The 18,679-nt window shown below is 43.0% G+C and carries 17 protein-coding genes and 1 rRNA gene; 10 read left to right on the forward strand and 8 right to left on the reverse strand.

The window, feature by feature from the left end:
- Positions 1-41: 41 nt before the first annotated feature.
- The 7 genes from rrf to CZ367_RS15925 all read left to right on the forward strand — a co-directional run bounded on the left by rrf (position 42) and on the right by CZ367_RS15925 (position 9,921).
- Positions 42-154: ribosomal RNA gene (gene rrf, locus CZ367_RS08745) — 5S ribosomal RNA — on the forward strand.
- 219 nt (positions 155-373) lie between these two features.
- Positions 374-1,147: a polysaccharide biosynthesis/export family protein gene (locus tag CZ367_RS08750; RefSeq protein ID WP_077196542.1), complete on the forward strand. Its 774-nt coding sequence runs from the start codon at positions 374-376 to the stop codon at positions 1,145-1,147.
- Between the two features lie 54 nt (positions 1,148-1,201).
- Positions 1,202-3,049, forward strand: coding sequence for a glutamine--fructose-6-phosphate transaminase (isomerizing) (glmS, locus tag CZ367_RS08755; RefSeq protein WP_077196543.1), 1,848 nt, complete (start codon positions 1,202-1,204; stop codon positions 3,047-3,049).
- Positions 3,050-3,075: 26 nt separating this feature from the next.
- Positions 3,076-4,968, forward strand: coding sequence for an amidophosphoribosyltransferase (locus CZ367_RS08760; protein ID WP_077196544.1), 1,893 nt, complete (start codon positions 3,076-3,078; stop codon positions 4,966-4,968).
- 341 nt (positions 4,969-5,309) lie between these two features.
- On the forward strand, positions 5,310-6,386 hold the full coding sequence (carA, locus tag CZ367_RS08765; RefSeq protein WP_077196545.1) for a glutamine-hydrolyzing carbamoyl-phosphate synthase small subunit: 1,077 nt from the start codon (positions 5,310-5,312) through the stop codon (positions 6,384-6,386).
- Positions 6,386-9,610: a carbamoyl-phosphate synthase (glutamine-hydrolyzing) large subunit gene (carB, locus tag CZ367_RS08770; RefSeq protein ID WP_077196546.1), complete on the forward strand. Its 3,225-nt coding sequence runs from the start codon at positions 6,386-6,388 to the stop codon at positions 9,608-9,610. The genes carA and carB overlap by 1 nt, the downstream gene beginning before the upstream one ends.
- 71 nt (positions 9,611-9,681) lie before the next feature.
- The gene (locus tag CZ367_RS15925) at positions 9,682-9,921 is read left to right on the forward strand and encodes a hypothetical protein (protein WP_202613122.1); all 240 of its coding nucleotides are present in this window, start codon (positions 9,682-9,684) and stop codon (positions 9,919-9,921) included.
- Positions 9,922-10,448: 527 nt separating this feature from the next.
- Here the strand turns inward: CZ367_RS15925 and CZ367_RS15070 are convergent.
- Together CZ367_RS15070 and CZ367_RS08790 are read right to left on the reverse strand one after the other, a co-directional pair.
- Positions 10,449-10,586 (reverse strand): hypothetical protein, encoded by a 138-nt coding sequence (locus CZ367_RS15070; protein ID WP_202613123.1) that lies wholly within the window; start codon positions 10,584-10,586, stop codon positions 10,449-10,451.
- Positions 10,587-11,010: 424 nt separating this feature from the next.
- A complete protein-coding gene (locus CZ367_RS08790) occupies positions 11,011-11,403 on the reverse strand; it encodes a hypothetical protein (RefSeq protein WP_077196550.1) in 393 nt (130 codons plus the stop codon).
- A 293-nt stretch (positions 11,404-11,696) separates the two neighbouring features.
- On the opposite strand from CZ367_RS08790, the gene CZ367_RS15520 reads away from it, so the two are divergent.
- Together CZ367_RS15520 and CZ367_RS08795 are read left to right on the forward strand one after the other, a co-directional pair.
- Positions 11,697-11,834, forward strand: coding sequence for a hypothetical protein (locus CZ367_RS15520; RefSeq protein ID WP_154669322.1), 138 nt, complete (start codon positions 11,697-11,699; stop codon positions 11,832-11,834).
- Between the two features lie 275 nt (positions 11,835-12,109).
- Positions 12,110-13,135 (forward strand): IS110 family RNA-guided transposase, encoded by a 1,026-nt coding sequence (locus tag CZ367_RS08795; RefSeq protein ID WP_077196551.1) that lies wholly within the window; start codon positions 12,110-12,112, stop codon positions 13,133-13,135.
- 93 nt (positions 13,136-13,228) lie between these two features.
- Here the strand turns inward: CZ367_RS08795 and CZ367_RS08800 are convergent, their stop codons facing one another.
- Positions 13,229-13,627, reverse strand: coding sequence for a BamJ family beta-barrel-assembly machinery protein (locus tag CZ367_RS08800; protein ID WP_077196552.1), 399 nt, complete (start codon positions 13,625-13,627; stop codon positions 13,229-13,231).
- 45 nt (positions 13,628-13,672) lie between these two features.
- On the reverse strand, positions 13,673-14,080 hold the full coding sequence (locus CZ367_RS08805; RefSeq protein WP_077196553.1) for a sugar 3,4-ketoisomerase: 408 nt from the start codon (positions 14,078-14,080) through the stop codon (positions 13,673-13,675).
- Positions 14,081-14,094: 14 nt separating this feature from the next.
- Here CZ367_RS08805 and CZ367_RS15930 point away from each other — a divergent pair, with 14 nt between their 5' ends.
- Entirely contained in the window at positions 14,095-14,274 is a 180-nt protein-coding gene (locus CZ367_RS15930; RefSeq protein WP_144005971.1) for a hypothetical protein, read from the forward strand.
- 26 nt (positions 14,275-14,300) lie between these two features.
- On the opposite strand, the gene rfbB is transcribed toward CZ367_RS15930, so the two are convergent.
- From rfbB to CZ367_RS08825, 4 genes are read right to left on the reverse strand one after another with little or no spacing between them, the layout of a single operon-like run.
- Positions 14,301-15,449, reverse strand: a complete 1,149-nt coding sequence (gene rfbB / locus CZ367_RS08810; protein WP_077196554.1) for a dTDP-glucose 4,6-dehydratase — start codon at positions 15,447-15,449, stop codon at positions 14,301-14,303.
- Positions 15,450-15,476: 27 nt separating this feature from the next.
- Entirely contained in the window at positions 15,477-16,004 is a 528-nt protein-coding gene (locus tag CZ367_RS08815) for a metallophosphoesterase family protein (protein ID WP_077196555.1), read from the reverse strand.
- A gap of 5 nt (positions 16,005-16,009) precedes the next feature.
- Positions 16,010-16,624 (reverse strand): cytidylate kinase-like family protein, encoded by a 615-nt coding sequence (locus tag CZ367_RS08820; RefSeq protein ID WP_077196556.1) that lies wholly within the window; start codon positions 16,622-16,624, stop codon positions 16,010-16,012.
- 38 nt (positions 16,625-16,662) lie between these two features.
- The gene (locus tag CZ367_RS08825; RefSeq protein ID WP_084793498.1) at positions 16,663-18,144 is read right to left on the reverse strand and encodes an MATE family efflux transporter; all 1,482 of its coding nucleotides are present in this window, start codon (positions 18,142-18,144) and stop codon (positions 16,663-16,665) included.
- Between the last annotated feature and the right edge of the window lie 535 nt (positions 18,145-18,679).

Below are 18,679 nucleotides of genomic sequence, written 5' to 3' on the forward strand. Positions count from 1 at the left end.
CTGCTCGAATTGATTATTGAGTAGTAGCTGATATGATTTAATTAGGTGGTTATTGCGTTGGGGTTCCACCTCTTCCCATTTCGAACAGAGAAGTTAAGCCCAATTGCGCCGATGGTACTGCAATGCAATGTGGGAGAGTAGGTAGCTGCCTTTTTTTGATAAGAGAGCTTTAAGAAGAAATTCTTGAAGCTCTCTTTTTTTGCTATTTATATTATTGTACGTGCGTACCTTTTATATATAGCATAGCTGTGTTGCCTCTGCTGTTTTTCTCAAATATTTCGTCAAAAGTTATGTTTTCGCTTGTTATTGTCGGAAAATAGTAGTATTTTTGCACTCGGAAAAATATTGAAATAACGTTATTGCTCCTATAAATATGAAAAAATTACTTTTACCAATCATAGCCTTAGTTATGATTTTATCAATGGTAGGCTGTGGCTCAAGTAAGAATGTTACTTACTGGCAGAACATAGACTCTATTAGTTTGGCGGCTTCAAAAGGGTTGTATGATGCACGTATTATGCCAAAGGACGAACTTACTATTTTGGTTCAAACAACTGACCCATTAACCTCAGAACCATTCAATTTAAGATTAAATGGACAGCAAAATCAAATACAAAATAAAGGTTATTTAGTTGATAATGATGGCTATATAAACTTCCCAATTGTCGGAAAAATACACGTTGCGGGGCTTACTAAAACTGAGTGTGAAGACTTAGTAAAGAGTAAAATACAGCCTTATTTGTCACGCACTGAAAATCCTTTGGTTTCTGTGCGTATGAGCAGTTACAGAATTACAGTTATCGGTGAGGTAGGTAGCCCTGGGGTTATTCCTGTGTCAACTGAAAAAATCAATATTGTAGAAGCTTTGGCACAAGCTGGCGATATGACTGTTTATGGAAAGCGTGACAATATCTTGCTTATTCGTGAAGACCAGCAAGGCGAGAAGCATAAGGTGCGTTTGAATATGAATGATGCGAATATCATTAATTCACCTTATTACTACTTACAGCAAAACGACATTATATATGTTGAACCACATAAGGTGAAGGCTCGTAATACCTTCTTCGGTAGTAATACAAGTATATGGTTCTCTGTACTTGGTATTGCAACTTCTATTACAGGTTTGCTCATTAATATATTGAGGTAAGTGTGATAAAAGAGGTAGAAATAGATTATTTCAGAATAAAGACATTAGACAAATATGTGTGGTATAGTTGGATACATTGGGACAAAGCGAGAGGCTTATCCTATTTTGATTAAAGGCTTAAAAAGATTAGAATATAGAGGGTATGACAGCTCAGGCGTAGCACTTATCAATAGTGATAAGAGTTTGAGTGTATATAAGGCAAAAGGTAAAGTTTCTGAATTGGAAGCTTATTGTGCTGATAAGAATATTGATGGAACTGTGGGTATAGCACATACACGTTGGGCAACTCACGGTGAACCTTCGTCTACCAATGCCCACCCACACTATTCTGAATCGAAAAACTTGGCTATCATTCACAATGGTATCATTGAAAACTATGCCGAGATTAAGAAGAACTTGATAGATAAAGGCTTGAAGTTCCAATCTGAGACCGATACAGAAGTATTGGTTCAGTTGATTGAGTATATTCAAACAAAGAAAGACTTAGACCTATTGACAGCTGTACAGGTTGCGCTTCATCAAGTGATTGGTGCATACGCCATTGCTATTTTGGACAAGCGTCACCCTGATACGCTCATTGCAGCTCGCAAACAAAGTCCGTTAGTTATTGGTATTGGCGACGGCGAGTTCTTTGTAGGTTCAGATGCAAGTCCAATTATCGAGTTTACCGATCAGGTGGTTTATCTTGAAGATGGAAATATTGCTGTGATGAAGCTCGGTGAGGAATTGAAGGTGGTAAGCATTTTGAACGAAGAATTGTCGCTCAACGTGAAGACCGTAGATATGAACCTTGGCGAAATAGAAAAAGGTGGTTATCCTCACTTTATGTTGAAGGAAATCTTCGAGCAGCCCAATTGTCTTATAAACTGTATGCGAGGACGTATCAATATTGATAGCGATAGAGTTACGTTGAGTGCCATTATTGATAATCGTGATAAGCTGCTTTTAGCAAAACGCATTGTTATCGTGGCTTGTGGTACAAGTTGGCACGCAGGATTGATAGGTAAGCAGTTATTGGAAACCTTCTGCCGTATTCCTGTAGAAGTGGAATATGCCAGCGAATTTAGATACCGTAACCCTGTTGTAACCAAAGACGATGTTATGATAGCTCTTTCGCAGAGTGGCGAAACCGCTGATACCTTGGCTGCAATCGAGTTGGCAAAAGAAAATGGAGCATTTATCTATGGTATCTGCAATGCCATAGGTTCAAGTATTCCTCGTGCAACCCATACAGGTACATATATACACGTAGGGCCTGAAATAGGTGTGGCTTCTACTAAGGCTTTCACGGGTCAGGTGACGGTGCTCACAATGTTGGCACTCACGTTGGCCGATGCTCGTGGCACAATCAAGCACAGCGACTATGTGAAGGTTGTGAAAGAACTCACCGTTATCCCAGAAAAGATAAAAGAAGTATTGAAGGTAAACGAACAAGTGGCAGACCTTGCACGAACCTTTACTTATGCACAAAATTTCCTCTATTTGGGTCGTGGATACAGTTTTCCTGTGGCGTTGGAAGGTGCATTGAAACTAAAAGAAATCTCTTATATTCACGCTGAAGGTTATCCTGCTGCTGAAATGAAGCATGGTCCTATCGCATTAATCGACTCTGATATGCCTGTTGTTGTTATTGCTACACACAATGGAATGTATGAGAAGGTGCGCAGCAACATTCAAGAGATTAAGGCGCGCAATGGTAGGGTGATAGCCATTGTGTCGAAAGGCGATACCTCTATTGCTAAGATAGCCGACTCGGTAATCGAGCTGCCCGATACGTTGGAATGTTTAGAACCGCTGTTGGCAACTATTCCACTCCAACTTTTGGCTTATCACGTGGCTGTTTGCAAGGGTAAAGATGTAGACCAACCACGCAACTTAGCAAAGTCGGTAACTGTAGAATAAAAGAAATAAAAATAGTACCTTGATAAATGGAAAATAATATACATGAAGATTGCGGTGTAGCGATGATACGACTACTTAAGCCGCTCAGTTATTTTCAGGAAAAATATGGCACTTGGATGTATGCCCTCAATAAGATGTATCTTATGATGGAGAAGCAGCACAACCGAGGTCAAGAAGGCGCAGGCATTGCGAGCGTAAAGCTCAATATCCAACCTGGAACAGAATATATGTTCCGTGAACGTGCTGAAGGAAAGAACGCTGTAACCGAAATTTTTGCTAATATTCACAAACAATATAAGGACTACACACCAGAACAATTGGCTGATGTCAACTTTGCTGAAGATAATTTGCCTTTCGCAGGTCAGTTGTATATGGGGCATCTCCGTTATTCTACTACGGGAAAGAGCGGACTCTCATACGTCCACCCTTTCCTTCGCCGCAACAACTGGAGGGCTAAGAATCTCTCTATGTGTGGCAACTTTAATATGACCAATATCAACGAAATATTCGATATTGTTACCAAACAAGGTCAGTATCCACGCAAATACAGCGATACTTACTTGTTGTTAGAATTGATGGGACACCGCTTAGACCGAGAAGTAGAGCGTAATTTCGTGATAGCTAAGCAACAAGGATTAGAGAAATTCGACATCACCCACTACATTGAAGACCACGTAGAAATGAAGAATATGTTGCAAACAACGATGCAACACTTCGATGGTGGTTATGTTATTTGTGGTATCACAGGTTCGGGTGAATGGTTCTCAATGCGCGACCCTTGGGGCATACGTCCTGCATTCTATTATAAGAGCGATGAGTTTGTGGCTTTGGCAAGCGAGCGTCCTGTATTGCAGACCACTTTCGACCTCCAATGTGAGGATATTCAAGAGTTAAAACCTGGTCAGTCTATTATTGTAAATAAGGCTGGCGAATGTTCATTGCATCAAATTATACCACAAAAAGGCGATGCAGCTTGCTCGTTCGAACGTATTTATTTTTCACGTGGTTCAGACCGTGACATTTATAAGGAACGTAAGAAATTGGGCGAACAACTTACCGAACGAGTTTTGAAATCGGTAGACTACGATTTTAATCACACCGTACTTTCTTTTATTCCAAACACAGCTGAAGTGGCGTTCTATGGTTTGTTCCAAGGGTTTAAGGCGTGGCTGAATGCTCGTAAGGTAGAACAAATCAAGGCTTTGGGACATCAACCCACTGAAGAAGAGCTATTGGAGATATTCAATCAGGCCGTGCGCTCAGAGAAAGTAGCTTGGAAAGACATCAAGCTTCGCACTTTTATTACCGAAGGCAATTCGCGTAACGATCTTGCTTCGCACGTTTACGACATCAGTTACGAATGTATCACCCCACACGAAGACAATCTTGTGATAATCGACGACTCTATTGTGCGTGGTACAACGTTGAAAGAAAGTATCCTGCGTATTCTTGACCGACTCCATCCTAAGAAGATTGTTATCGTATCGAGTGCGCCTCAGATACGCTATCCCGACTATTACGGCATTGATATGCCTCGCTTGGAAGAATTTTGTGTGTTCCGTGCAACTATCGAGTTGATAAAGGAACGCAATATGGAATCGTTGCTTGCCGAGGTATATGCTGCGTGCAAGAAAGAGCTTGAAAAGCCTAAGGGGGCAGAATTGACCAATGCTGTTTGTAAGATTTACGACCCATTCACCGTGGAAGAAATCAACGCAAAGATAGTAGAAATGCTTCGTCCCGAGGGTATGACAACGCCTGTTGAATTGGTTTATCAGAGTATTGAGGGCTTGCATAAAGCCATTCCTCATCATAAGGGCGATTGGTATTTTACGGGCAAATTCCCCACCGACGGCGGTATGCGTCTCGTGAATAAAGCTTTTGTCAGCTATTACGAACACGTTTATTTTGATAAGTGATACACATCAAAGCATGTCTGCTTTTCATTAAGCAGCATGCTTTCTTTGTATAACGAGGTTGCTAAATTCGGTTTACCCCAAATCGGTCGTTAGAATGAGAATGTATTTTGCGGTTATTTTGCGATTTATTTTGCATATATCAAAGGAGCATAGCGGGCTATGTGACTGCAGATAGAGGTAAAATAAAGCCAAAATAAGACAAAAGACATCTCATAAGTTTCAAAAAGAATAAAGTAAGCACCTAAACTGGTCTAATGACCGATTTGGGTTTACGCCGGTAACGATGTGCATTCTATTTTATAAAATTGCAATATATCAAATTCAAACATAAACATTTAATAATGAGAGATGTAACTTTAGTATTGAGTGACGGAACTAAGTTTCGTGGAAAATCATTCGGATATGATGCTCCCGTGGCTGGCGAAGTAGTGTTCAACACTGCTATGATGGGCTATCCTGAGAGCTTAACCGACCCTTCCTATGCTGGTCAAATGCTTGTAATGACTTTTCCCCTCGTAGGCAACTATGGTGTACCACCTTTTACCATTGAGAAAAATCAAATCCCTTCATTTATGGAGAGCGACAAAATCTATGCAAGTGCATTGATAGTGTCAGACTACACCGAAGATTATTCTCATTGGAATGCTGTAGAAAGTTTGGCAGCGTGGTTGAAACGTGAGCACATTCCAGGGATAACAGGCATTGACACACGCGAGCTAACCAAGGTATTGCGCGCGCACGGTGTGATGATGGGACAAATCATCTTTGATGATGAACCCAACAACATTCCTGAAGCCAACTATGAAGGTGTAAACTTTGTGGATAAGGTTTCTACAAAGGAAATTATTCGTTACAACGAAGGCGCAGGCAAACGAGTAGTATTGGTAGATTGTGGCGTGAAAGCCAATATCTTACGCGAGTTGGTAGACCGAAAGATAGAGATTATCCGTGTGCCTTGGAACTACGACTACACCTCCTTAGAATACGATGGACTCTTCCTTGCCAACGGCCCTGGCGACCCTGATATGTGCAACGATGCAGTAGAAATTATTCGCAAGCAGATGAGCCAAAGCACAAAACCTATTTGTGGTATCTGTATGGGTAATCAGTTGCTGGCTAAGGCAGCAGGTGCAAAGATATATAAGTTGAAGTACGGACACCGTGGACACAACCAACCTGTGCGAATGGTGGGTACAAACAAGTGCTACGTTACTTCTCAAAACCACGGCTATGCTGTAGATGGCGGCACATTGGGCAAAGATTGGGAAGAACTCTTTGTGAATATGAACGATGGCAGTAACGAAGGCATTCGCCACAAGGAAAATCCTTGGTTCAGCTCACAGTTCCACCCAGAGGCAAGCTCAGGTCCAGTAGACACAGAATTTATGTTTGACAAATTTGTAGAAACACTGAAATAATGAAAGACGAATCAATAAAGAAAGTCCTGCTCCTTGGTTCAGGCGCATTAAAGATAGGTGAAGCTGGTGAATTTGACTATTCAGGTTCGCAAGCACTCAAGGCATTACGTGAAGAAGGTGTTTCTACCGTTCTCATCAATCCTAATATCGCTACCGTTCAGACTTCTGAAGGCGTAGCCGACCAGATATATTACCTCCCTGTACAACCTTATTTTGTAGAGCGTGTTATCCAAAAAGAAAAACCTGATGGCATTCTTTTGGCATTCGGTGGACAAACTGCGCTCAATTGTGGTGTAGAACTCGACCGCCTCGGTATTCTTGAAAAGTACAATGTCAAGGTACTTGGTACACCCGTATCGGCTATTATGAACACCGAAGACCGCGAACTCTTTGTACAGCAGTTAGACGAAATTGATATAAAGACCATCAAGAGCGAGGCTTGCGAGAAAATAGAAGATGCACGCAAGGCAGCAGCCGAATTGGGCTACCCTGTCATTATTCGTGCGGCTTACGCTTTGGGTGGACTTGGTAGTGGTTTTGCCGACAACGAAGAAGAGCTAAACAAACTTTGCGAAAAAGCCTTTGCTTTCTCTCCACAAGTATTGGTAGAAAAGAGCTTGAAAGGGTGGAAAGAAATAGAATACGAAGTAGTGCGCGACCAATACGACAACTGTATTACGGTCTGCAATATGGAAAACTTCGACCCATTGGGCATCCACACAGGCGAGTCTATTGTTATTGCTCCTTCACAAACTTTGACCAACAGCGAGTATCACAAACTTCGCAAATTGGCTATCAAGATTGTACGCCACATCGGTATTGTGGGCGAATGTAATGTGCAGTACGCTTTCGACCCTAAGAGCGAAGACTATCGTGTTATCGAAGTCAATGCCCGTCTTTCTCGTTCGTCAGCCTTGGCAAGTAAGGCTACGGGTTATCCTTTGGCGTTTGTTGCTGCCAAGTTGGGTATGGGTTACGGCTTGTTCGAGTTGAAAAACTCTGTTACCAAGACCACTTCAGCCTTCTTCGAACCAGCTTTAGACTATGTAGTTTGTAAAATTCCACGTTGGGACTTGAGCAAGTTCCGTGGCGTAGACAAGGAGTTGGGTTCAAGTATGAAGTCGGTAGGCGAGGTCATGGCGATTGGTCGCAACTTTGAAGAAGCCATTCAGAAGGGTCTCCGTATGATAGGGCAAGGTATGCACGGCTTTGTGGAAAACAAGGAGTTGGAAATTGCCAACATCGATGCTGCCCTCCGTGAACCTACCGATAAGCGTATCTTTGTCATCTCTAAGGCAATGCACAAGGGTTATACCATCGACCAAATCCACGAACTCACCAAGATTGACCATTGGTTCCTTCATAAGCTCAAGCACATCATTGATATTGACGAAGAACTAAAGCGTCACAATATCAATACGTTGGGTAAAGACCTCCTCCGCACTGCTAAGGTGTATGGATTTACCGATTTCCAGATAGCTCGTGCCGTAGGTTTAGAGGCAGAAACAGCCAATATGCACAAGGCAATGCTCCTTGTTCGCCAATTGCGTAAGGGTTATGGCATTCTCCCTGTGGTGAAACAGATAGATACCCTGGCAGCCGAATATCCAGCCCAAACCAACTATCTCTATGTTACTTACGCTGGTGTCAACTCTGATATTACTTTCTCTAACGACCGCAAGAGCGTTATTGTTCTCGGTTCGGGTGCTTATCGCATCGGTAGTTCGGTAGAGTTCGACTGGTGTGGCGTGCAGGCATTGGAAACCATTCGCAAACAGGGGTATCGCTCAATAATGATAAATTATAACCCTGAAACCGTGTCGACCGACTATGATATGTGCGACCGTCTCTACTTCGACGAACTTACCTTCGAACGTGTGATGGACATCATTGATATGGAAACTCCTCACGGCGTAATCGTTTCTACGGGCGGACAAATTCCTAACAACCTTGCTGTTCATCTTGATGCACAGAATGTCAACATCTTAGGAACAAAGGCTAAGGACATCGACAATGCTGAAGATCGTGCTAAATTCTCAGCTATGCTTAACGAAATAGGGGTGAACCAACCTGAATGGCGTGCTTTGACCAGTATGGACGACATTGCCGAATTTGTCGACCGTGTGGGCTTCCCTGTTCTTGTTCGTCCTTCTTACGTGCTTTCGGGTGCAGCTATGAACGTATGTTCTAACCCTGACGAATTGGAACGCTTCCTCAAGTTGGCTGCCAACGTAAGCGAAGACCACCCTGTTGTGGTAAGCAAGTTTATCGAAAATGCGAAGGAAATAGAAATGGACGCTGTGGCACGTGATGGCGAGATAATGGCTTACGCTATATCAGAACACATCGAGTTTGCAGGTGTTCACTCGGGCGATGCCACTATCCAGTTCCCACCACAGAAACTCTACGTTGAAACCGTTCGCCGTGTCAAGCGCATTAGTCGTCAGATAGCTAAGGCATTACACATCAACGGACCGTTCAACATTCAGTTTATGGCGCGCGACAACGATATTCTTGTTATCGAGTGTAACCTCCGTGCCAGCCGTTCGTTCCCATTTGTGAGCAAGGTATTGAAACTCAACCTCATCGACTTGGCTACCAAGGTGATGCTCAATATTCCTGTGGAGAAACCTAATAAAAACCTCTTCGACCTCGACTATGTAGGTATCAAGGCTTCTCAATTCTCGTTCAATCGCTTGCAGAAAGCCGACCCAGTACTCGGTGTCGATATGAGTTCTACGGGCGAAGTGGGTTGCTTGGGCGACGATACCTCAACCGCATTGCTCAAGAGTATGCTCTCTGTGGGACATCGCATTCCTGAAAAAAACATTCTCCTCTCAACAGGTGGAGCAAAGCAAAAGGCAGAAATGCTCGATGCTGCTAAGATGTTGAAGGCACACGGCTACAACATCTTTGCCACAGGTGGCACATCTAAATTCTTGGAAGAAAACGGCATTGCCAACACACTTGTCTACTGGCCATCAGACGAGGGCAAGCAACCACAAGCCTTAGACCTCCTTCACGATAAGAAAATAGATATGGTGGTAAATATTCCTAAAGACCTTTCACCACGTGAGTTGACCAATGGTTACAAGATACGTCGTGCCTCAATCGACCTCAATGTACCTTTGCTCACCAACTCTCGCCTTGCAAGTGCTTTCATCACAGCCTTCTGCAACGTCAAACTTGACGACATCGATATTAAGGCGTGGGGCGAATACTAATCCGCTAATGCTTTTTGTAAAATCCTACAAGGGCTTACACCGTGCAAATAGTGTAAGCCCTTTTTGTTGTTTTGTCAGACTGGTCAGACTGGTCGGACTGGTCGGACTTGTCTGACTTGTCCGACTTGTCCGACACGTCTGACTTGCCTGCCCAATTCTACAAAATTCTGCTTATTCTTCCCTTGTTTTCCCGAATAGTACAGTGCAGGTTGCTCGTTGTTCTTAAACCCAAATCAGTCATTAGGAATTCTCTTTGCCGTACGATACAGAGAAATCCTAATGACGATGTGAGTTTATTGGCATTTCGATAGCTTCTTATGGAAAGGGACGTTAGAAGACGCCCCGAGCGAATCTGATAATTGCTACGTACAACGCTTTCTTGCGTAGCATATATTTTAGAGATACCCCGATGGAGGGTGTCGTGAACAAATTTCTTATGAACAAGACTGTCTGTTACCATATTTACCTTTTTAAGTGCAAATATAATAACAGACTGTTTTAGTGCAAAGGATAGCTTTTCTTAGTGATAGGTATTATTTCATTAGATACTCGTAAAGGGGAATCCCTATTATAGGAGTAAAACAACAGCAAAGCCCCAAGTAGATACATTTTGCAAGAAGCGGTGCGCCACGGGTAACAAAGGGCATTGCAATAAAAGTAATAAGGAATGAAATAATTTCGATTATCAACATATCTGTCATTGTTTTTAAAAGTCTTATGTTTATTATGAAAGCAAAGATAATAAATAAGTTTTGAACGTGCAAGTTTTTAAATAGCAACACGTTTCACAGCGTATTGCCATTTCGTCTAAAAAAACTATTAATTTATCTCTCTCGCATCATCCATTTAAATTGAAGCCTATTGCACCAGGACGATTGCAAAAATTATAATGAGCTTGGCGTATGGCTTCAAATACTTGTTCTTTATAGATATTTGCGCCTGGGTCAAAGTCGCGTGCCTTTATGGCAGCTTTCATCGAGTGTAACTTCGTCTTCAGATAAATGTTTTGCCATAAAATAAAATTGTCTGTTATTACCTTTTGCATACAAAGGTAATAAAAGACAATAAAACAGGAAAGGACAAAACTGTCTGTCTATCTGCTGAAAGCAAAGAGAAAAACGGGGATTCCTACGAGGGGTGTAAAGAGCATGCAGCAACCAATGTAAATAAGGCAAGCTCTCCAACACCAATCGTCAGCCTTTATAAAGAATGGCATTGTTATCAGCGTTATGATTATTTCGAGAATTGTCCACATAGTTTTTGTTTTTAGTTGGATTTCATCCTTCGTTTTCTCGCCATGGCATAACTCGAGCAAGCTCGGTTCTGCTCATTTGGCTTAACGAAAACGTTCCTGCGACAAAGATAAGCAATATCCTTGGAACGCACAAGTAACAGTTTGGTTATTTTTTTTCTATGGCATGGGACAATTGATGATGCAGAGCGTTGCGAACCTCATCGGTAAACCCATAGCGTAGCTCTGGGAATACGTGTTTGTAAAGAATAGGCCATACAAGTTTATTATAAAGATTAGACTTTCCTTGTGATCTTTTCCCTTTAGGTTTTCGATATTGAATATCAAGAAAACGAAGGTGCAAAGGAATAAACAAACGTAATTCATACGAACCATCAGAGATTTGCTTTGAAGAAGCTCCGCTTTGAGCAAAGCGTTGAAGTTCGCCTGAACGTACCTGAAAGACAGAAACGGCTGGTCTCCATGCTGCATAGAGACGATTGACAGCATCTGTCATTGTGTCGTGAACAAATTTCTTATGAACAAGACTGTCTGTTACCATATTTACCTTTTTTAAGTGCAAATATAATAACAGACAGTTTTAGTGCAAAGGACAGTTTTTCTTAGTGATAGATATTATTTCATTAGATGTTTGTAAAGGGGAATTCCTATTATAGGAGTAAAAAAACTGCAAAGCCCCAAGTAGAGAACTTTTAACATCCAAGAATCGCCACGGGTAACAAAGGGCATTGCAAGGAGGGTTATAAGGTATGAAATAATTTCGATTATCAACATATCTGTTATTGTTCTTAAAAGTCTTATTTTTATTATGAAAGCAAAGATAACAAATAAGTTTTGAACGTGCAAGCTTTTAACCTCAATCGGTCGTTAGACCAGTCGGACGTGTCCGACAAGTCCGACTGGTCCGACAAGTCAGACAAGTCCGACCAGTCCGACCAGTCCGACTGGTCAGACTGGTCTAACGACCTCTAAGTTTGCAGAAGAATGCGACGCAGTCGCATAAACATTAAATAATCAAGGTAAAACTATGATTGCTAAAGACAGTTTCGTACCTTTGTTGTAAAAAGGTAGAATCGGTCTGTCGAAGAGGTAAACCAGCTAACGACCCAGCTAAAAGCTATAAATCGTTTCGGACCTCATCGACATAGTTGCAAAGACCAGATAGAAAGTTATCGACACGAAGCCTATTTAGAGTTCTAGTCCATACAACTATCGACCAATTCTACTTAATAAAATTGTACAAATATATGAAGAATTTATTTATCGGAGTTGATTTTTCGAAAGAAAAAGTTGATGTGGCTATCATTTTTGCAGACGGTCTGACAGAAACGGCCCCAAGAGTGTTCAACGAGTTCAAGACAACAGTGTCTGGCTACAAGCAACTGGTCAAGTGGGTGGAGAAGAATTCCTACGGCATCGATCCTTCCCTGTGGCTCTTCTGCGGTGAAAATACTGGCGACTACAGCAAAGGACTATGCAACTTCCTCTACGGCAAAGGCTACGACATGTGGCTTGAGAACGCCAAGAGCATCAAGGACGCATCAGGTCTCAGACGATTGAAGTCTGACCGCGCCGACGCCTCGATGATTGCAGAATACGCTATGAGAAATCACGACAAAGCCGTTATGTACGAGCCACTTAGCGAGTCACTTGCACAACTACGAGAGCTGTTTCTGTATCGTCAAATGGTGGTACGCCATAGATGCAGCTTTCAGGTGCGTAGAGGCGAGAAGAAGCTCACTATGGAGAAATCGCCTATCAAGACGATGATCTCGCAGAGCGGAAGGCATATCCTGTCAGAACTCAACAAGGAAGTAGAGAAGATAGACAAGCGAATCGCCGAGCTCATTAAGTCGGACGAAGAGCTCACCGAGGTGTTCACAATCGTGACCTCGGTGCCTGGCATAGGAACGCAGAACGCTGTCTGTCTGATGGTGTATACAGACAACTTCCGTCGTTTCAACTACGACTCGCGCAAGATTGCCTGCTATTACGGCTTAGCCCCATTCGGAAAAGACTCTGGCACCAGTGTGCATTCTGATCCGCATGTACATTATATGGCGAACCGCCAGATAAAGGCCATGCTGACACAAGCTGCACTGGCTGCCGTCAAATTCAATCCCGTTATGGCGAGGTACTATATGCGCCTCGTGGAACGCGGAAAGAAGAAGCAAGTTGCATTGAACAATGTCAAGAACAAACTTGTGCATTTGGTCACTGCAATGGTTAGAAACCGCCAAACATTCACCCCTGATTATAAAATCTCAGCATAAATTGAAAATAATGGTCAAAACATTTGGATTTTAACATAGAAAGCGATTTGGGTTAAAAAAATGGAACTCGGTAAACCGATCCCCTACACCTTGTTAGCCCACTTGTAGGAGCTCGATGTCAAAAATGAGGGTTGAACCGCCAGGGATACCAGGTTCGGAGAATTTGCCATACCCCAATTCGGCAGGTATGTACACCTCCCATCGGTCGCCTACGTGCATCTCTTGCATTGCAATAATCCAACCCTCTATAAGGTCGGACAGGCGTATTGCCAAGGGTGCGCCACCACGTGAGGAGTCGAATTGTTTGCCGTTGATGGTTCGCCCTGTGTAGTGTGCGGTAATGATGCTTCGGCGTTTGGGTTGTGGGCTGTTGGCATCGCCTTGGGCTATCACCTTATAATATACGCCACGCGCAAGAGGCTTAACGCCCTCTTCTTTTGCTTTGGCTTCTATCCATTCTTTGTTTTTCTTGATGTATTCTTGTTTTGCCATTTCTATGGTATGGAGGTTAAAATGCTGTGTGTGCGCGGCTTGTTCTTACTTAGATAGCTGTTCGAGAAACTTGATGTATTCGTCGTAATTGCGAATATAGTCGTCCTCGTCGAAGGGGTCTTCAGCCAATACAAGGCAGAGTGCGCCCGATGAGAAATCCTCAAGGGTTCGCCATGTGTTGGTATCTACCAACAATCCTTGATAAGGGTGGTTGAGTAGGTACGATTTCTTTTCTTTTCCGTTGTCGAGGGTTACGGTGAAAGAGCCATTGGCAGCAATGATAAATTCGCGACAATGCTTGTGCGAGTGTCCGCCACGGTTTTCTCCTCCTGGCACATCGTACACCCAATATACACGTGCGATGTGGAATGGAATGTCTTTCATTCCCTCCGTAACCGTCAAATTGCCACGATGGTCTAACCGTTTGGGTAAGTCTATTAATTTTCCTATCATAAGTTTTAAGGGGTTTGAGGTGGTTAAGGCGGACAGGGGCGGACACGTCTGACAGGTCTGACAGGTCTGACAGGTCTGACTGGTCGGACAAGTCGGACTGGTCGGACAAGTCTGACAAAACCACAGATAGCGAGGTATCAAATCTGTTTCAAAAGCAGCTTTCTTTTAGCAATATTTTTTGTTATAAAGAGTAGTCCTGTTGGAGGGGTTAGGGGAATCTTTATCTATTTCCGTACATTTCTTCGTAATACTTTTGGTAGTCGCCGCTTGTAACCTCTTCTATCCACGCTTGATTTTCAAGGTTCCACTTGATGGTCTTCACGATACCATCGGCAAACATTGTTTCGGGATACCAGCCGAGTTCGTTCTTTATCTTTGTAGGGTCGATGGCATAGCGTGCATCGTGTCCAAGGCGGTCGGCAACGTGTGTGATGAGGTCGTTATTAATCCACGAAATATCGATGTCGCCATTGGCATCCTTAACTTGCTTTTTCAGCACCTTGCGTAGGTCTTTGTCGGCTTCCATCATATCGTGAATGGTCTTGATGGTGAGCTTTACGATGTCGATATTCTTCATTTCGTTGTGACCACCTACGTTGTAAACCTCTCCTACACGCCCTTCACGCACTACCATATCGATAGCCTTGCAGTGGTCTTCTACGTACAACCAGTCGCGAACATTGAGTCCTTCGCCATATACAGGGAGAGGCTTTCCTGAAAGAATGTTATTGATAATCAGCGGAATGAGCTTCTCAGGGAAGTGGTAAGGTCCATAGTTGTTAGAGCATCGTGTGATGCTTATTGGCATGTGGAAGGTGTCGTGATAAGCCATTACAAACATATCGGCACTGGTCTTACTGGCAGAATAAGGGCTGTGAGGACAAAGCGGTGTGGTTTCGGTGAAATAGCCTTCAGCTCCGAGCGAACCATACACCTCGTCAGTAGACACTTGGTGGTAGCGTTTGCCTTCTTTCCACGTAGGATAACCCTTTTCGTCTTTGCCCGTTACCCACGCACGGCGAGCAGCGTCCATTAGGTTTTGTGTACCGAGAATGTTGACGTTGAGGAAGAGTTGAGGGTCTTCGATAGAGCGGTCGACGTGACTTTCGGCAGCAAAATTTACGAGGTAGTCGATGTCGTGTTCTGCAAAGAGGCGGTCTATAAGTTCACGGTCGCGAATGTCGCCTTTCACAAAGATGCAACGCTTGTTGTCAATATCGTCTTTGATAGTTCCAAGATTGCCTGCGTAGGTTAATGCGTCAAGAACAATAATCTTGATGTCTTCGTTTACATACTTCTTGTTAAGTAGATACTTGATGTAGTTTGCACCGATAAAACCTGCGGCACCTGTTACGAGATAAGTTTTCATACCTTAGTTTTTTATTATCGTTTTTGATTATTCTTTTTTATTGTTTGCTTGTTCTTTATTAGAATTGTTTAATGTAATAACTTCACAATCGCTCATTTTATTGCCTTCGATGGTCAATCTTACGATGGTTCGTTCTTTGTGAAAGCCTTGCAAGCCTGCTGCCCCTGGGTTGATGTGGAGGAGATTGAGACTTTTATCGAACATCACTTTTAGGATATGCGAGTGTCCGTCTACAAAGAGGTTGGGCGGTGAATAGAGCAATTTGTTACGCACCGAGTAATCGTAATTACCAGGATAACCACCTATGTGCTTGAGCATTACATCTACCTCCTCGCACTTAAAGCGTAGTGTTTCGGGGTAGCGAGCACGTAGGTCGTAGCCGTCGCAATTGCCGTGTACAGCACGAAAGATGGGGCGAAGTGCCTCAAACTTGTCTGCTACTTCCAACGAACCAATGTCGCCAGCGTGCCATATTTCATCACAATTGCCTAAATAATGAGCGTATCGTTCGTCCCAGTAGGCGTGTGTGTCGCTTATGATTCCTATTTTTTTCATATAGGTCAGCCCTCAATAAACTTTGCTATCAACTCTATCGTGGCTTCCGTTCCCAATACACTTGTGTCTATGCAGAGATGGTAACTTTCGGCGTGTCCCCACGTTTTGCCTGTGTAGTAGTTGTAGTATTTTGCACGTTCGTCCTCTTTCTTTTCTATGTATTTGCGGGCTTCCTCTATGGTGCAACCTTGTCGTTGGGCGATGTTCTTAGCACGAAATTCCATATCTGCCGTAATGAAAATATTGATAGCATTAGGGTTGTCGCGAAGTATATAGTCGGCTGTGCGACCCACAAACACGCATCGTTCGTTTTCTTCAGCCAATCTTCGTATTACATCGCTTTGGAACTGATAAAGTCCTTCTTGCGAAAAATCGTTTTCATAGAAGTCGTTGTTGCCCAAGAGGGGGAGATGGATATGAAAGTGCGACTTAAGAAAGCCTTTCTGTTCATCGTTCTCTTCAAAGAATTTTTCTGAGAAACCGCTCTCTTTGGCAGCAAGGTTGAGGATTTCTTTATCGTAAAATCCACAATCAAATCGTTCTGCAAGTGCCTTTGCAATGCAGCGTCCGCCTGAGCCCAATTGGCGCCCAACGTTAATGATTAGCTTTTTTTTGTTCATAGTTGTTATGTTTTTTGGAAGTAGTGGGGGAGTGGGCGTTAGTCAGACAAGTCGGACGTGTCGGACCTGTCGGACCTGTCCGACTTGTCCGACTTGTCTGACCTGTCTGACTTGTCCGACTTGTCCGACTGGTCCGACCTGTCCGACAAAGCCCCCTTGTCTGCCAAAGCCCCCTTGTCTGCCTTAAACTTTCTCATCAGTACTGCAAAAATCGTAACTGCCACAATTACCGACAAGGCGTCGCTTATGGGCATAGAAGCCCAAACACCGTCTATCTTATAAAGTTTTGGGAGCACTACGAGCATAGGTAGCAAGAAAAGCAATTGACGAGAGAGTGAGAGGAAAATACTTATTTTTACCTTTCCTATACATTGGAAGAAGTTGGTGATAACCATCTGGCAGCCAATGAAAGGAAACATTATCATTATGACGTGAATGGCTTCTACGCCACGTTTTATCAGCTCGGGGTCTTTGGTAAACAATCGGGCGCAATAGTAAGGCGCAAACATTGCCAAAGTCCACCCTGTTAGCATAATACACGTTGCAGTGATGATGGCGATTTTAACTGCTTTCATCATTCTGTCGAACTGCTGCGAACCATAGTTATATCCTGCTATGGGCTGCATACCTTGGTTCAGTCCGATGACAAACATCACAAAAATCATTGCAATGCTATTGGCAATACCGAATGCCCCCACAGCCATATCGCCTCCAAAGTGTACCAACTGATTGTTTAAGAATATCACAATCACACACGCACACGCATTCATCAAGAAGGGTGAGATGCCTATGGAGATGATATTCTTTACCAATGAGGATTTTAGCTTGTAAATGCCACGCTTGAGGTGCAAAAGTTCGTCCTTGTTCGCAAAAAGTTTCATCTGCCAACATAAGGCTAAGGCTTGCGAAATGATGGTAGCCGAGGCTGCACCACGTATGCCCCAATTCCACCAAAGAATGAATACTACGTCTAAAAGAATGTTCATCGCCACGGTAAAGATAGTGGCATACATTGCCATCTTGGGTTTCGATGCGGCTCGCAACACAGCATTCATTCCGAAGTACATGTGCGAAATCACGTTGCCTGCTAAGATTACTTGCATAAAACTACGAGCATACGGCAGTGTAGCATCGCTTGCACCAAAGAAACGCAATATAGGGTCGAGGAAGAGCAGGCAAATGCCTCCGAAGGCTAAACCAATAATGAGGCTGAGCGTAATGGTATTGCCAAGAATGTTTTCTGCTGTTTCGTAATCCTTCTGCCCCAATTTTACGCTAATCGTGGTAGATGCTCCCACGCCCACAGCTGCCCCAAAAGCGGCTGCAAGGTTCATAAAGGGGAAGGTGATGGCAAGTCCAGAGATAGCCATTGGCCCTACCACCTGACCAATAAACACGCGGTCGATGATATTATAGAGCGAAGCTGCCGTCATTGCTATGATGGCAGGCAAGGCATATTGTGCTAATAGTTTGCCTATAGGCTTTGTGCCCAGCTCTAATGTTGCTTTCTTATTGTTCATTGATCTTTTGTCTATCTATTTGCAAAAATACTAATTTTTTCTGATACACCTTAATTATATAATTGATTTGTGTGTAGCCATAGCGAATAATTTTGTGGGTTGTAAGTTACGAAGAGTGGAATAGGCGAGGTAAAAAACAGCAAAGTGCAGAACCGAAGTTCTGCACTTTGTAGTTCGAAGAGCAAGCTTGTGGCTTGTTCTTGTATGCTTGATTGTAAGGTTCGCGCCTCACGGCGTTTCCCTTAAATCTTGCATCATTGTTATCCGTTCAACTTTCTTTTTTATTACCTTAGACTAATTTTCCTATTTCCTGAACAATCAATGTTCTACCTTAAAATAAAATAACTAAAAACCTAAATCTATTACTATTAACCTAAACAATCTAATAACCTTTATGTCTTTTGACGATGCAAAGGTACAACGCTTTGAAGTTTCTGCCATAATTATTTTTTGTTTTTTCTGTTATAAACCCCTTTTATTGACGCATATCAATTGTGTTGTGTGCGAGCACATTCAGACCTTTTGGTCGCTATTT

The sequence above is a fragment of the Prevotella ihumii genome, from assembly GCF_900155655.1.
Classification (GTDB): Bacteria; Bacteroidota; Bacteroidia; order Bacteroidales; family Bacteroidaceae; genus Prevotella; species Prevotella ihumii.